General features: G+C 58.4%; 8 protein-coding genes and 1 pseudogene. All 9 read right to left on the reverse strand.

Going from position 1 to position 16,936, the window contains the following annotated elements:
• Position 1: 1 nt before the first annotated feature.
• A pseudogene (locus FE783_RS38490) lies at positions 2–1,157 on the reverse strand (Gfo/Idh/MocA family protein).
• A 40-nt stretch (positions 1,158–1,197) separates the two neighbouring features.
• On the reverse strand, positions 1,198–2,451 hold the full coding sequence (locus FE783_RS33125; protein WP_138883686.1) for a DegT/DnrJ/EryC1/StrS family aminotransferase: 1,254 nt from the start codon (positions 2,449–2,451) through the stop codon (positions 1,198–1,200).
• A gap of 340 nt (positions 2,452–2,791) precedes the next feature.
• Positions 2,792–3,931, reverse strand: a complete 1,140-nt coding sequence (locus tag FE783_RS33130) for an ROK family transcriptional regulator (protein ID WP_158302173.1) — start codon at positions 3,929–3,931, stop codon at positions 2,792–2,794.
• A 926-nt stretch (positions 3,932–4,857) separates the two neighbouring features.
• Positions 4,858–8,022 (reverse strand): beta-galactosidase, encoded by a 3,165-nt coding sequence (locus FE783_RS33135; protein WP_138883688.1) that lies wholly within the window; start codon positions 8,020–8,022, stop codon positions 4,858–4,860.
• Positions 8,023–8,120: 98 nt separating this feature from the next.
• The gene (locus tag FE783_RS33140) at positions 8,121–9,629 is read right to left on the reverse strand and encodes a sulfatase family protein (protein WP_138883689.1); all 1,509 of its coding nucleotides are present in this window, start codon (positions 9,627–9,629) and stop codon (positions 8,121–8,123) included.
• A 64-nt stretch (positions 9,630–9,693) separates the two neighbouring features.
• Positions 9,694–10,962, reverse strand: coding sequence for a glycoside hydrolase family 125 protein (locus FE783_RS33145; protein WP_138883704.1), 1,269 nt, complete (start codon positions 10,960–10,962; stop codon positions 9,694–9,696).
• Between the two features lie 2 nt (positions 10,963–10,964).
• A complete protein-coding gene (locus FE783_RS33150) occupies positions 10,965–13,799 on the reverse strand; it encodes an alpha-mannosidase (RefSeq protein ID WP_138883690.1) in 2,835 nt (944 codons plus the stop codon).
• Between the two features lie 121 nt (positions 13,800–13,920).
• Positions 13,921–15,216 carry a sulfatase-like hydrolase/transferase gene (locus FE783_RS33155; protein WP_138883691.1) on the reverse strand — a complete coding sequence of 432 codons (1,296 nt, stop codon included), beginning with the start codon at positions 15,214–15,216 and terminating at the stop codon, positions 13,921–13,923.
• A 21-nt stretch (positions 15,217–15,237) separates the two neighbouring features.
• Positions 15,238–16,833, reverse strand: coding sequence for an extracellular solute-binding protein (locus FE783_RS33160; protein WP_138883692.1), 1,596 nt, complete (start codon positions 16,831–16,833; stop codon positions 15,238–15,240).
• Positions 16,834–16,936: the final 103 nt, after the last annotated feature.

Genomic DNA, 16,936 nt, shown 5'->3' on the forward strand with positions numbered 1-16,936 from the left:
CTTATGATGGAATCGTCACCCATTGCTTGGTCTGCGCGGACTGCGCCACGGCATCCAGCACGAGCTGGTTGCGGTAGCCGTCCGCAAAATTCGGCTCGGGGCTGAAGTTCCCCGCGATCCCGCGCATCAATTCGTGCATGATGTTGATAAATGTGTGCTCATAGCCGATAATGTGGCCGGCCGGCCAGTAAGCCCCCGCGTACGGATGAACCTCCTCCGTGCAGTTGATCGTGCGGAAGCCCTGCATCCCTTTCTCGTCGTCCTCCAAATACAGCTGCAGATTGTTCATGTTCTCCATATCCCAGCGGACCGAGCCTCTGGAGCCGTTGATTTCGAACCGGTTGCCGTTGCGGTTCCCTCGTCCGAACCGGGAAGCCTCGAATACGCCTAGCGCGCCGTTCGCGAACCGGCCCAGGAAGGCGACCGCATCGTCCACATCAACCTCTCCGGACCGGCCGTCCGCCGCTTGCGCGGTCAATCCTCCGCTCATCTCTCCGAGCGGACGGCGTTTGACGAACGTTTCCATCATGCCGGTCGCTTCCGTCAGCTCGCCGACGAGATAGCGGGCCAGATCGATCGAATGCGCCATCAAATCGCCATGCGTGCCCGAGCCGCATGCTTCTTTGCGAAGCCGCCATACGAGAGGATACTGCGGGTCCATGATCCAATCCTGCAAGTAGGTCGCGCGCAAATGGTAGATCGTACCGAGGCGGCCGGAATCGATCAGCTGCTTGGCATAGCGGATGGCCGGCACGAAGCGGTAATTGTGGCATATGGACGACGCCCGCCCGGCTCGCCGCCTCCAGCATGCGCCTGGCCTGCTCGGCGTTCATCGCGAGCGGCTTCTCGCATAGGACATGCTTGCCCGCCTCGGCGGCGGCTATCGCCATCTCGGCATGCGTGTCGTTGGGCGTGCCAATGTCGATCAGGTCAATGTCGTCGCGCTCGATCAGACGCCGCCAATCCGTCTCATACGAATTCCAGCCCATTGTCGCCGCGGCCCGGCGGACGCCTTCCGGATCGCGGCCGGCTATCGCCTGCATGACGGGCTCCGCGTCAAGGTCGAAATAAAACGGAAGATCGCGGTATGCATGACTGTGCGCCTTGCCCATAAACCGGTAGCCGATCATGCCGATGCGAACTTGCCGTTTGGCCATCTGTTTCTCTCCCTCCTCTGCCGCTAGGCGGCACTTCGGATTAAGCGCCGGCCGTTTTGCGGATCGCCTTGATGACATCGTCGCAATCTTCCTCCGTCATCCGCTGATGCAAGCCGATCGTGACGGCGCGGCCGAGCCAGTCGAGCGTTTGCGGGCACATGTCCGGCGAATATTGCACGTTTCCTTTATAGCTCCGGCAATTCCAAGGCGTATCCTGCTCGGACGCTCCCCGCTTCTCCAGCACGTAGGTCCAGTTTTTGTAGATGTGCCGGTCCGCAAAGCCTTTGTTGTCGATCGTGCCGTTCGGAATGCCCTCCCGGGCCAACAGCCCCGAAAACTGGCGTGCCCGCTCATAGGTCGGCAAATAAAAGACGAGACTGTAGGAAACGTCGCCTTGCGGGTCCGGTATGGACTGCAGCCGGATTTGTGGCAAATCGCCGATCCCCGCGGTAATGGCCGTCTTGATCCGGCGCAGCTTGGATACGATCGCGTCGATCCGCTGCGACTGGGCAAGGGCAAGAGCCGCATTAAGCTCGCTCATCCGGTAATTTTCCCCGGGAAAAGGCGGCTCGAGATGCTCGGCGTTCATGTCCCAATAGACGAACGCCGAATCGTGATAAATGTTCGATCGCCCGTACAGCTTATCGTCGTTCGTGACGACCATGCCGCCTTCGCCGGCGGTTATCAGCTTAAACTGCTGGAAGCTGAAACATCCCGCCCGCCCGATCGAGCCCAGAGGCTTGCCCTTGTATGAGCCTCCGTTCGCCTGAGCCACATCCTCGATGACGATGATGCCGTGCCGCTCGGCCGTCTCCATAATTTCGTCCATGCGGCAAGGCACTCCGCGCATATGGACGGGGATGACCGCCTTCGTATACGGAGTAATCGCCGCTTCGAACGATTGCGGGTTCATCGTCAGCGAATCATCCACTTCCACGATGACCGGCACCGCCCTCGCGATCAGTACGGCTGCGGCCGTGGCAATGTACGTGTAAGCCGGAACGATGACCTCGTCCCCCGGGCCGATGCCCGCCCCGATCAGAGCGGCCACCAGCGCCGAAGTGCCGGCGTTGACCGCAAGCGCATGCTTCGCGCCGGTTCGTTCCCGGTAAAGCTTCTCGAGCTTATAGGCTTCGGATTGCTCCTTGTCGCTGCCGTAGAAACGGAATACCCTTTTTTTGTCCAGCACGCCGAGCACGAGCTCTTTCTCTTCCTCTCCGAACTCCTCCGTGCTGAGCAGGCCGAAGCTCCATCCTTTCGAACGCACAGGCTTGAAATCGTCTTCCGTGGACATTGATGGTAAGCCCCTTTCTCTTTCGCTCCAATATCGGTGTGTGTTGCCGGATACCGGGTGCCGCTGATGTTACGAATATTCATTATCAAGGAAATTATATAAGCGTTATTTCACTTATATAATTAACTAAGTAAAATATATATCAACATTTAACCTTTGTAAACCCGTTCGCCAAACTTTTTTTGCCACAAATACAGAAACGTTGTCACATGCGACTCTCCTGCGGTGCGGCGGAAAATACAACGAAATAAGGGGACCTTTGGCGGCCCCCTTCGGTAATTACGATCGTGTTCATTTGAAATGCGCCCGAATGCGGAACGATGCGGTGCGGCGAGCCGCTTTACGGCTCCATCCGCGATTCCAGATAAGAAGCTCCCGCAAGCGTCAATGCGCCCAAAATCCCTTGCCGGTCTCCGAACGAGCTTGCTTCCAGCTTCAAGCCAACCGTCGCGAACCGGTTCGCCCGCAGCAGAACGGTCCTCCGCACTTCCTCGAAAATAATCGGGAACTGTTCCATGACAGGCCCTCCCAAATATATAATTTCCGGATTGAATAAATTGATGACGTTACTCAGCGCGATGCCGATCGATTTCCCGGCCTCGAGGCAGACGTCGAGCGCCGTTTTGTCGTTGATCCGGTATGCTTCCGGCAAAGGGCCCGGGTTCGCTGTTCCGGACATGTTCCGGTAGCGTCCTTCCAGCATCGGAAACGTGACGATGTTCTCCAGGCAGCCGTAATTTCCGCAGCGGCACCGGATCCCTTTCTCGTCCACCGTAATATGGCCGAGCAGTCCTCCGACATTGTTGACCCCTCTCAACGGTTGTCCGTTTATAAATATTCCGGCGACGACGCCGTAAGCGATATGGACGACGATAAAGTCCGCGGCCTCCTTCGCCTTGCCGAGCAGCTTCTCGGCGAACGCCATCGTCCTCCCGCTTTCCTCCAAATAAACCGGCGCCTCGAACCGCTTCGATAGTCCCTCGACGATATTCACGTCGTTCCAGCGGTTCAAGTTCGGGATATTCAATATGCGCCGCTTCTCCATGTCGATAATCCCGGTTACGCTTACGCCGATCGCGTCCACGGCCGGCGCCCCGGCTGCCTCAAGGAACGCGGCGATTCTCGCCATGAGCTCCTGCAGCACGTCCTCCTGCTGCTCCAGTTCGTCGACCGGAAATTGTTCGTAATGGGTTAGCTCATACCGGTAGTCGGCAAGCGCCATACGAACCCGGTATCCGCCTATATCGATGCCGAGAAACTTGAATTTGTGCGGGTTCGGGTAGAGCAGCACTTCCTTGCGGCCAAGTCCGTTTCCGATCCGTTCGCCTTCCCGAATATAGGCTTCGCTGACGAGCTTGTGCGTAATTTTCGTTATGGATGCTTGCGACAGGCCGGTTTTCTCGGCAAGCGCCTTTCTCGATATACCGTCGTTTTGCTGGATGGAGGTCAATACGGAAATGTCTGTGGAGCTCAATGTCACGATTTCAAATCCTTCCTCGGGCTCATTTGCTGTATTGTAGCACACTTAATTCACTTTGTGAATTAAGTGTTGGGCAGGCTTACCGCCCGCAACGCCCGCAGATGGAAAAGATGCGGTTATTTTCGCGAAAACGACGCATAGGTCGTGCATGAACTGGAAAAAGTCCAGCTATTTCTCGCGGATCGGCGCCGATCGCCCCTTTGGCGAGAAATCAGCTGCATCTTTTCCAGTAAAAATTGCGTAGCTACCCGTTTGCGCCATTTTACCTGTATGATTTCCATCTAGCTCTCAAAAGGGAGTCACTTCTGAGGCGGAATAGTGTTCAAATGTACCTTATCTACTGGCAAGCGCACCATTTTGCTCACCAAAGGGGGCTTCGAAGACGGGATAAGGTACAAATGAGCGCTATATTGGCGGGAATGCCTGTTCAGCGGTGGAATAGTGTTCAAATGTACCTAATCGGCTGGCAGCCGCACCATTCTGACCGGCAAAGGGGCTTCGAAGACGGGATAAGGTACAAATGAGCACTATATTGGCGGGAATGCGCGTTCCGCGGCGAAATAATGTTCAAATGTACCTTATCTACTGGCAAGCGCACCATTTTGCTCACCAAAGGGGCTTCGGAGACGGGAATAAGGTACAAATGAGCGCTATATTGGCGGAATGTCCGTTCTACGACAAAATAGTGTTCAAATGTACCTTATCGGCTGGCAGTCGCACCAATTTTGCCCGGCAAAGGGGCTTCGAAGACGGGATAAGGTACAAATGAGCACTATATTGGCGGGAATGCCTGTTCAGCGGTGGAATAGTGTTCAAATGTACCTTATCTGCTGAGCACCGTACTTCCATATATGACGGTTCTCTATTAAACGCGACAAAGCCCCCCGTCCCGTTGACGAAGGGCTTTCTAATGGAGCCGTGCCGGATTACAGCACCTCGACCTTTACTTCATCGGGCCGATAGACGGCGATCATGCCACCCTGGCGGTCCGTCGCGAACAATACCGACCGTTCGCTTGCAAGCGCGAACTCGTATGCGCGTCCGGTAGCCGGGTCCTTGATGCGAATGGCGGCATCGCGCGCATACTCCGATACGAAGACGAACAAAGCGCCTTCGCGGAACGTCAGCTTGCGTCCGTACACGCCGGGCAGCTCGCCGCCCCGCTCCCATGCGAGCTCTGCGGCAATGCCGCGCTCCGCCAGCACGAAGCGGTACAATTCCCGCAGCGACTCGGTTCTGTCGTTCAGTTCTACGGGCAGTCCGGTCCAGAGCAGCGTTCCTTTCCCGAGTGCGATTTCCGTCAGTCCGGCCGGCCCATCGAATTCAGCCGAACCGTCTCGTGCGGGCAGCCTCGCTTCCTTGCACAGCTTGGCGATTTTGCGCCCGCCGAACGACAACGGCAACATTTTGCCGCCGACCGCGATTTCCTCTTCGCGCAGCACGTTCGCCAGCCGTCGCGGACCGAGCTGTTCCGTCAACCGCGACGTTGGCCGCCAATGCTCATCGAGACCGGCCGGTCCGGTAAGCAGCAGCGATCCGCCGTGTTCCCGCACATGGTCCATAAGCTGAGCAAGCGCCCGATCGCTGAAATTATGCGCGCTCGGTACGACGATCAGCTTGGGAGGGTGATCGGCAAGCGGGCCTAGATCATATTCGCTCATTGCTCGGAAGTGCACATTCAGCTCGTAGCAAAGCACCCGGGTAAGGCGGCTTGTCGCTTCAACCGCCAGCCTGCGGTTCGACAAGTCGTTCGAGTACGGGAAAACGACTACGATGTCTTCCAGCGCGCGGCCTTCGAACAAATGGCCGATGGCGCCCATGAACCGGCCGAAATCATAAGAAACGTCCGCTTCCGGCTTCTGCGTGCCATCCGCGCGCAGCGCCCCGATATTCGACTCGTTGACGTTGTTCATGTACATGTTCGTATGCCACAGCCATTGCACCGCGCCCGCACCGCCGGTCGAGAACGCGTACGCGTATTTGCGCTCCAGTATGTTGCGCAGCTCCGTCTCAGTCCGCTTGGCCCGTCCGTCCGGCGTCTCCACGTACATGATGCCGGTTTCCTGGATCAGGTTCGGCTTGCGGGGCGTTTTCGCAAATATGCCGTCCCATACGAGCTGATCCATCAGCCACCACGAATGGTTCGTCGTATAATCGACCGCACTTTCGTACAGGAACGGAGACGGCCGCTGCGCCCCGAGCGCTTCGTCTTGACCGATCGTCATAAGACGCCCGGGAGCAAGCGAACGGATCGTCTCGCCGAGCTCGGCCGCCCACCGGTTCATCATGTCCATGCCGAACCGTGAATAGTCCAGCCAGCGCGTCCCTTTCTTGCCGGAATGCATATCCTGAATGTCGAAGTTGATATCGGACGGCTCCGGCAGCTCGACCGCATAGAAGCCGGGCAGCTCGGACGGGGTATATCCCCATCGCTCCTGCAGCTCGCGGATCGAGCCGTAGCGCGCTTGCAGCCACTCGATGTAAGCTTGCTTCTCGTAAACGTCCCGGTTGCTGCGCGGCCCTTCGAAAATGCGCTTCGGATCGAACATCGACGGCTCGTTGATCAAATCCCAGTGCACGTTCGTCGTCTCGCGGTGCCGCGATACGATCGCCGCGATAAACCGCTTCTGCGCCGCAACGCTCCGCGGATCGAGATACGGGTTGACGCCCTCCCACGCTTCCGGCGTAAACGCGAAAAAGGTAAAAGTCACCTCCAGCTCGTGCCGCTTCGCCGTCAAAATGAAGGCGTCGATCGCCCGCAGCGTTTCCTCCGACGGATGCCCGTCCTCGAACATGACGTTCCGGTAGCCGGTCCAAATGCCGGTACGGATCAGGTTGATGCCGGACCGCTTCATCTCCGCCATATCCCGGTCCCATACCGACACATTCGGCAAAAAAATAAATTTCCGCGCCACGTCGGACGTCATGTAGGTCATGCCGACAATCGGCAGCGGCTTGCCGTTTCTGCGGAAATAGTCGCGGTCGCACGTCAAAGGCTCGCCCTGGGCGAGCAGCTCGCGATCGAAGCCCCACAGCCCTTGGCGCAGCACGCGTACTTCGCCCTTATCTGAAACGGCGGTCAGCTGCGCGGCGTATAGTCCTGCTTCCGCCGCAACCGGCACATGAATCGGCGTAACGATCAGTTCGCGTGAAGCGGCCAGGTCGAACGTATGCGACCATACTTCCTCGAAATCGTCGCCGATTTGTCGGCAGATCCGGAATGCGCAGCTCCAGCTCGCATTTCGGCCAAAACCGGTCGTCTCCGTCCCGTTCCCGCTGCCGCTCCGCTTCCGGCTATCGATTTGCTGGAGCTGGAACCTGAACTTCGGCCGGTCTCCCGGATCGCAACAAGCGTGCAGCGGCAGCAGCCATATTTCCGTAACGCCGCGAGCGCAAAATTGCGCCCAGTCGACGAGCGCGGCCGCGCCCGCCTTCGCCCAGAAGCCGTCCGTCAGCCGCTGGTTGACGAGCAGCCAGCGTCCTCCGGCAAATGTCCCTTTCGCATGCTCGATCAGAACGACCGGAGCCGCGATTTCCCTGCCGTCTGCGGACAAGCATTTCACAAGCGGGTACAGGCGGGCGTCCATCGGTCCGGCAGACCCGCTCTCGTGCGGAATATCGCTGGACCGGGTAACGTGCATAATCAGACTGCACGTCGGCTCTACGGATAGCGCTTCGATATATGGCGCGAACAGCGGAATGTCGTTAAAGGAGACAAGCCGTTCCATCGGAGCGGGATTGATCGGCATCGCTTCGTGGATGAGCAGCTGACGATGGTACGCCGTCTGCTCGGCTTCCGCAGTCCACACGCCGTCCTTGCGGTATACCGGAATCCGAAACGGGGCGCCTCCGACGGATACGAGCCCTCCCCCTCGCTGCAAATAATCGAGGATGGCGGGCCACGCCTCCTTCGGAAAGTACGGCGCATGCAAGTTGACGAAGCAGCCTCCTTCCGCTTCCCGCAGCGTATCGGCCAACCGGTCGCCGTCCACAACGGCAGCTGCAGCGGCCCATTTCCCGACCAGCGACGCATCCGGCGCGTCCGACGCGATCGGAAACTGCGGGTCGTAAAATATGATCGTACGGTTCATCGTCCGTCTCCTTTCAAGGTTTTGGGGGGTTCCCCCGAAAGTACTTGGAATAAACTGCGTAGGCCAGCTCCACTTTCGGGGGATTGGAATTGGGGGACTTAATCCATTCTCAGCCGCTTGTATTGTCTCAGCAAACCGTCCTCGTGCAGCTCCATCCAGCCGGCGAGCGACTGCCTCATATCGGCCAGCGTTTCCTTGTAGCGCTCATTGTCGATCAAATTGACCATTTCGTGCGGATCTGCCGACAAGTCGTACAACTCGTCCAGATCGCCGCAATTGAACACGTACTTGTAGTGCGATTTGCGGAGCATGCGCTGCGTGAACATCGCCGCTTCGAGCCCCGCGCCCTCCGTAACGACGCAATCCGGCCAATTTTTCACCGATTCGCCCGCAAGCATCGGCGCGAACGAGCGGCCGTCCGTTCCTTCGGGCAGCGCGTCTACGCCCGCCAGATCGAGAATCGTAGCGTGGATATCGCACGTTCCGACGAAGCTCCGCTCCAGGCGAGTCGCCTGCAGGCCGCCCGCCGGCTTGACGATAAGCGGAATGCGGCATGTCTCCTCGTACATGAAGAACGATTTGTCGCACAGCCCGCCGTGAATGCCGAGCGATTCTCCGTGGTCGGCGGTGAACACGATGACCGTATTGTCGTACAAATCGTGCCGCTTCAAGTAATCCAGCAGTCTGCCGATCTGCTCGTCGATGCTGCTCATGAACGCGTAGTAATGTTTAATATAAGGAACGAAATCGGACCATTGCTGCGTATTGCCTTTCTTGATCTTGTGAATGGACGGCTTGCTCGCACTGTCGTCGAAGAAATTCGGCCACGGCTCCAATTCGGCATCGCGGTACAAGTCCAGGAAGCGCGTCGGCGCAATGTACGGCTCATGTGGTCCCCAGAAATTAAGCGAGAAAAAGAACGGCTGGTCGCGCCGGCGGAACTCGTCGATGTAATGAATGGCCCGCTCGGTCAAAAAGTATTCGACGGTCGATTCGACCGGCGAAGTAAGCTCGGCGGCGTAATGCCATTCGAAATGGCCGGTCACTTTGTTCTCTTCCTGCCAGCTCAAGCCATTATCCTGCAAATATTGCTTGAACTGCGGATACGTCATCCCCCCGCCGCCGTGTCCGGCAAAATCGTCGCCTTCGTAACCGACGTCGGTAGGCAGCGAGCGGATGCCTCCCTCGATATCGGCGAAGCGGACGTGCGCGAGATTGCCGCGCAGCCACTGGCCCATCTCCGGCCCGAAGCCGAGATGCCATTTGCCGGTATAGCCGATGCTGTATTGTTGGCGCTCCAGCTGACGGCTGAGCAGACGTGGAGTGTCCGGCAGCTCCTGCACCATGCTCCCCATTCCGTAGCTGTTCGTCTGCATGCCGTGCTTGAACGGATACAGCCCCGTCTGCATCGACGCCCGGGCCGGCGTACACACCGGACAGCTGGCATAGGCGTTCTCAAATACGACGCTTTCTTCCGCCAATCGATTCAGATGCGGCGTTTGGCATACTTTACCGCCATAGCTTCGGAGCGTATCGACCCGCTGCTGGTCGGTCTGGATGAACAAAATATTCGGACGGCGCTTCGTCCCGGCTTCTTTATGCGACATGTCTTATACTCCTCCCCGTTGGTCGGCGCGGTCGCGCATCCCGCCCCGCGCCCAAACAAACAAATTACTTCTTCATCAACTCGTACACGCACTCGGCGAACAAGCTGTTCGCCCACGCGAACCACGACCGGGTAAACCGGCTCGGGTCGTCGGCATGAAACCCTTCGTGCATATATCCCGTATCCGCGTCGGTCGCCACACACGTTTCGATCAGCATCCGCACCTCGTCGGGATCTTCCGACGTCAGCGCCTGCATGGCCAAAGCGATATGCCAAATGTACCGGTCGGGCGTATGCGGGCTGCCGATTCCCCGGGCAGCGGCGCCGTCGTAGTAATACGGGTTGTCGCGGCTCAGCACGAACCGCCGCGTATTCCGCACGACTTCGTCGTCCTTGCCTTTGTACCCGATATACGGTATCGACAGCAGGCTCGGTACGTTGGCGTCGTCCATCAGGTTGTAGTTGCCGCAGCCGTCCGTTTCGTAGGCATATATTTTGCCGTATTTCGGATGCAGCACCGTGCCGTACGTTTCGATGCCGTATTCGATCTCTTCCTTGAGCGCAAGGGCGTCCCTTGCCAAATAGGAGTCCTTCAGCACTTGCTCCGCCATTTCCGCCACATGGCCGAGCGCAACCGCCGCGAACATATTGGACGGGATCAAATAGCCGAACGTGCAGGCGTCGTCGCTTGGCCGGAAGCCGGACCACGTCATGCCCGTATATTGCACCGGCATGCCCATTCCGCCATTGCGCAGCGTATCGGACTTCGGCCCCGTCAGCCGGGTGAACCGGTACGTCGACCGTTCGAAGTGCCGCTGCTCGGTGATCCATAGCCGGATAACGGCGCGGACCGCCGAACGGAACGTCTCGTCCAGCGCCTCGGTCCTTCCCGTCGACTTCCAGTACGCGTAAGCGAGCTCGATCGGATAACAGAGCGAATCGATCTCGTATTTGCGCTCCCACACCCACGGGCCGAGCTCGGTCAAATCTTCCTCGTAACGGCGGCCGTTCGGCTCCTCATTGAAGGCGTTGGCGTAAGGATCGAGGCCGATGTAGAAAAATTGGCGGCGCAGCAGCCCTTCGATCAGGCGCTGCAGCTCCCCGTCCTCCACCGCGAGCGGCACATAATGGCGCACTTGCGCGCTCGAGTCGCGCAGCCACATGGCCGGAATATCTCCGGTAAAGACGAAGGTCGTGCCGTCCGAAAGCCGCTTTGTCGTCGTTTCCAGCGTATTGACATAACACTGCTTGAACATGCGCAGCAGCTTCGGGCTGTGCGCCAGCTTGCGGTCGGCTTCGTCCAGCAGCTTCCGTACCGCATCGGGCAATGGCATACTCATGTTCTCACCTCCGGCGTTTGCTTGGCGGTCCTTTCGCTGCCTCTTTCGCCTTCGCTTTCTCCTTCGCGCTCGCTTACACACGGCACCTGCGGTGTCTCAAGCCGCAAACCGAGCGTTACAATCTCGCAGCCCCGAACGTCGACCGAAACGGAACCTCCGTCCGTCGCGACCGGTTCGCCGCGATTTTCCAGCACTCCGCTCCGGAAACATTCGTATATGTCGCCGGTCGGCTCGCACCGCAAGCTTGCACCGCGATCGGACATGTTGAACCACCGGGCCATCCAATCTCCCGTCTGCTCGTTCAGCTTCAGACTCGAGAAAGCCAGCCCGTCGCCGCTCCACCGCATAAACGAATGGGTCGGCGGCAATGTCCCGGCAGCCGCTTCCTTCTGGATCGTCTGCCACGGAATTTGATACCGGTACGCTTCCTCATACGCCGTGTGAGCGTGCTCTTCTCCTCCTCCAGAGTGGGGAATGAGGCTAAGCTCAGCCGTGCCATACCCTAGACATTGCGCCTCCGGCGTAGGGAAGACGCCCCAATCGCCGAGCTCCGCCGTCGAACGCAGCAGCGTCACCGCAATGGTCGACCGTCCGTCGCGTAGCACCTCGTACTCTTGAAGGCCGCGATTCGCCACCGTAAAGCCTCCCTCCTCGTCGCGAACGCTGACGAAGGCGTGCTGATGCTGGCAGTTGCTCGGATTGCGCCATTCCGCCGCCGGAATCGTATCCCGCCGCGCCACCTCGAAGATCGAGTCGGCGTAATGAACGTCCGACTTGACGTCGGTCGGGACGAGCAGCCGCAAGCGGTGATCCTTCGCCTTATTGTCGAAGGCGATATGAAGAGATACGGCGCGGCTTTCCGCTTCGAGCCTGACGGTCGCGCGAATGTCCATCGTCACCGTTTCCACGCTGCGGCGGGCTTCGCGCTGCGTGAACGGCGTCATCCCGGCGATTTCGGCGACAAGCCGCTCGTCCGCAGATACCGGAATTTCCAGCTTGTGCACGATTTCGAACGCTGCCCGGTAACCGGCGTCCTCGATCAACCGAATGTCAGCGGCGCGGCCTTCGGTCGTGATCGTCTCGCCGTCTGCGGATTGCTTGTACACGTATTCGTTGCCGACATCGCCCGTATCTTCGATTGCGCCAATCCGTTCGTATACGCGCCCGCTCGTTTTCTCCGTCACGGTCAGCGTACCGTCGTCTTCGACAGCCACTTTCACGAAGCGGTTTTCCATTACGCGTCCGGCAACGGTCACCCGTTCATCGCCGAATCCAGCCGACTGTGCGGTGCGTCCGGCGATCCAGGCAAACGATTTGTACCCGAGCGACGGCACTCGACCGCTATGGAACGTTAGACGGATACGCCGCCCCATATACGGCTGGCGGAAACGATCATCCGGCAAATCGTAGCCGAACTGCACGCCCAAATCTTCCAGCGTATACGGAATTTCGCGCCCTTCCTCATCGACCAGCGAACCGGACGCAAGCGGCGTCTCCTTCATCTCGCGGGCGAGCTTATCCGGAGCGCCATCGCTGAAATACTTCCTCGCCACAGTCAGCTCGACAGTGACGGTCCCTTCCCGGTCCCAACCGGACGTATTGAAGACGACGAAAGGATACGCCGCTTCGCCATTCCCGCAAGCGGCCGGCTTCGACGTATCGATCTGCGCCGCGATCGCCCGCAGACTGTCGCCGATGATGTTTTCCGCCACTTGGCCGCTCTTCTCGAAGCGGGTTACCATCTCGCGGTGAACCGCATCGACGCTGCAGCCGCATATGCTGTCGTGCGGATGGTTCTGCATGAGCGTCTTCCAGCCGTATTCGAGAAGATGAGCAGGATATTCCTCTCCGAGCGAAGACGCGATCGCGGTCAGCGGCTCGGCCGCCTTCTCCAGCAGCGTCTGCACGCGATGATTCATCTGCTTCAAATAGATACGCGACGACGCCGTATTGACCAGCGTATACCAGCCCGCCGTGCGTTGGCTCCGCAGCTCTCCCCGGATGACCGAAAGGTCGGAAGGCAGCGCGGCTTTCACCGCCTCGATATACTCTTCGAAGCTCGAATGCACGAATTGAACGTCCGGATACAGCTTACCGGCCGTGCGGATCGCTGCGGACAAGTCGGTTTGCACCGGCTGATGGTCGCAGCCGTTCATGAACAGCAGGTGGGGCGTCGAAGCGTACTTGGCCGCATTCGCAAGCTTGGCGTCCCAATACTTCTTCGCTTCATCCGGATCGACCGGCGCTTCCATTCCGTTGCAATACCAGTTCGCGAACAAAATCCCCAGCACTTGCGAACCGTCCGGCGACTGCCACATCATCTCCGAATAAGGCGATTCGAACTCGCCAGGCTCCCCGACCGTGTTGTTGAACCCGGTCGGCGTTACGCCGCGCCCGAACACGGCCGTATCGATTCCCGCCTGCCGCAGCAGCTGCGGAGCTTGCCCCATATTGCCGAATGAATCGGGGAAATAGCCGATTCGGCACAATGCCCCAAACTTGGCCGCGTCGCGATGGCCGTACTGCAAATTGCGGACGTTCGCTTCGCTGCTCGTCAAAAATTCGTCCTGCAGCACGTACCAAGGGCCGATCGCAATGCGCCCTTCGCGGATATGATGCGCGAGCCGGTCCTTGCGGTCCGGCCGGATCGCCAAGTAATCGTCCAATATGATCGTCTGTCCGTCGAGGTGAAAGCTGCGGAATTCCGGATCGCGCTCAAGCGTATCGAGCAGCGTATCCATCAGCTTCACCAGCAAATGCCGATGCGTCTCGAAGGGCAAATACCATTCTCTATCCCAATGCGTATGTGATATGATGTGCGCTTTCTTCATCGTCTTCCTCCCTCATAATCTCCCTTTAACAAAGGCAAAAGAGAGGCGCGAACCTCTCTTCTGCACTTGGGAATTTTAACGGAATAACGTTTCCGTTACAGTTCCATAATCCGCTTTACGTTCACGCTTGCTCTTTAAGCCGCTCATACCAGACGCGCGCGTCCCGCTCGAGCCGCTCCGCTACGTCCGGGAACCGGTCCTTCACATTGACTCGCTCTCCGGGGTCCGCAGCGAGATCGGATAAATGAACGGCATCCGGCTGAGTCCGGTCGAAGTCGAGCTTGCCGCCGAGCACGAGCTTCCAGTTCCCTTCCCGTACGGCGAGCTGACTGCCGTATTCCCAGAACAGCTGCCGGTGGGGGGTGCAAGCGCCTTCCGTGACCATGGCAGTAACGCTTGCGCCGTCAAGCTCTCCCGGCGCAGGCGCCTCGAGACCGGCGAATTCCAGGACAGTCGGCACGATATCGGCCATCATGCCCGCCTCCGTGATCGTCTGCCCTCCCGGAATCGCCGCGCGGTAGACGAGAATCGCCGGCTCGCGAATGCCGCCCTCGAACAGGCTCGCCTTATGCCCGCGGAAAATGCCGGCGCTCCCGCCGTAGTAAACATCCTCCGTCCCGTCGAGGAAATTGCGCGCTTCCGAGGACGGTCCGTTGTCGCTGGAGAAGAAAATGAGTGTATTGTCGTACACGCCTGCCCGCTTCAATGCCGCGACGATTTCGCCGACGCCGTCGTCCACCGCCGAGATCATCGCTGCCATCAATTGACGGTCGCGCGGCAAATGGCTGTACCGCTCCATATATTTGTCCGGCGCATGCATCGGATAATGCGGCGCGTTGTAAGCGGCATACAGGAAGAACGGCTCTTCCCGTCCCCGCTCGATGAACGCGACCGACTTATCGGTAATGAGATGGGTCATATATTCGCCGTCGCGCCATACTTCCTGTCGGTTGCTCCATAAGTCGTGAACCGGATTCACATGCGGCATGCCCCAATAAAAGATATGCGAGTAATAGTCCACGCAGCCGGCATGAAATCCGAAATAATCGTCGAAACCGCGGGCGTTCGGCCTGGCATCCTCGGAAGAGCCGAGATGCCACTTGCCGTACAGCGCCGTCCGGTAGCCGGCTTCCTTCAGCCGTTCGGCAAGCGTCTTCGTTTCCGGCTTCAGCCCCCCGGTGCCGCGCCGGCCGCCCAATATGTGGCTGACCCCGGCCTTGGCCGGATACAGCCCCGTCAGCAGGGCGGCGCGGGACGGCGAGCAGACGGGCGAATTGGAGTACCAGTCGGTGAAGCGGACTCCGTCGGCCGCCAGCGCGTCCAGATGGGGGGTACGGATCGCGTCGGACCCGTAGCACCCCAAATCGCCATACCCCAAATCGTCGCAATAGACGACGACAACATTCGGTCTTGTCATCACGGTCACACCTTCATGCCATTATTTGTTTTTGTTCCAGCGGTCGTAAGCGTCCTGATAAATTTTCAGCATTTCGTCGAGTCCCATTTTCTTGATCGTGTTGACGTAATCGTCCCATTTCGTGAACGGCTCTTGGCCGACGATAAACTTCGCTTCCATTTGGTCCACGTACGTTTTGATGTCGGTTTTGACGATGTTAAGCCGCTTCTGTTCCTCGCTCGTAAAGTAGACGTCCGGATAATCGCGTTTGGCGTACGGATTGAGCTTCTCGTCAACCAGTTTGTTGTAATCCGGGGCCGTCCCGTTGTCGCGCTTCGCATCGAAGCTGCGTTCCTTGATGAGCGGCAGTTGTCCGCCTACGTCCGGAGTCAGCTTGGCGCGGTGTTCCTCCATATTCGTTCCTTCCGGGTATACGAACGTCCATTTCGTTTTGGCGTCATCCAGCCATTTGTAGCTGTTGCCGAGAAAACCGAGACGGCTTCCTTCGTCGGAGTACAAATAATCGACCCAGCGCATCGTCGCTTCCGGATATTTGTTCTGGCTCGTAATCGCGAACGTGCCGCGGCGTATGTTCGACGCCTTCAGCGTTAGCTTCTCGCTGTTGACCGGGCTCGTCAACGGACTGAGCATCGGATGCTTCAGGTTGTCCTCCGGCTTCGCAACCTTCAGGACCAGATCCGGGGCCGAGCCGACGAAAGCGCCGATTTGGTTCGAATTGCCTTTGGCCGCCATCTGCTGCGACGTCTGCACGAACATTTCGTTGTCCAGCAGCTTCTCCGAGAACAGCTTGTTCAAGTAAGTCAAATATTCCTTGTACCCGTTCTGAACGGGATTGAACCGCACCTTCCCGTCCTTCACCTCCACCTCGCGCCCGAGCAGGCCGAACGCCGGAAGCAGCACGCCGTCCAAGTTGTTCAGCTTAACGTTGGACATTGGAATTTCGTCGTTTTTGCCGTTTTTGTTCGGATCGCCGTTCTTGAATTGCTTTAGCAGCTCGTACAGCTCGTCCGTAGTCGAAGGAACCTTCGTAATACCCAAGTTCGCCAACCAGTCCCCGTTCAAATAAAGCCGGTTCGGCACGAAAGCGCGCGGCTGGTCGATAATAAGCGGCAGCGCGTAGATGTGGCCGTCCATCGCCGTGATCGACTTGCGGATTTCCGGATTGTCGTTCAGCCGCTTCTTGAAGTTCGGCGCGTATTTCTCGATCAAGCCTTCGAGCGGGATCAAGTAGCCTTGGCTGCCGTAAGTCACTTCGTCGTCCGGAGTGAGCAAGGAATTGAAGAATACGTCGGGCAGCTGGCGGCTTGCGAACGCCAAGTTTTTCGCTTCCTGGTAGTTCGCTTGCGGAGGCGTGTTGAACTCGAAGGCGATGTTTGTCATTTTCTCCATTTCCTTAAACAGCGCCATTTCGTTCCAAGGTCCGTGGATCGCCGCCTTCGAACCCATCATTTTCAGCGTAATTTTTTCAGTGACGACCGGATAGCCTTCCGCGTTGAAGTTTTTCGGCTGGCCCCCTTCCGCCTTGGGCGCTTCCCCCGTCTTCCCGGAGCTGCAGCCGGCGATCAGGACGGCGCCGCTTACCGCGGTGAGCATGCTTGCTTTCAACCATTTCTTCATCTTTGTTTCCCCTTCTTTCCCTTTATTGGATTGCGGTACATTAGAAGCCCGGAGAACAACTGAGCGGAAGCCTATTTCAGACCCGCAGCGGAGTTATTTACCG

Origin of the sequence: Paenibacillus mesophilus (assembly GCF_005938385.1) — a bacterium.
Taxonomy (GTDB): domain Bacteria; phylum Bacillota; class Bacilli; order Paenibacillales; family NBRC-103111; genus Paenibacillus_AB; species Paenibacillus_AB mesophilus.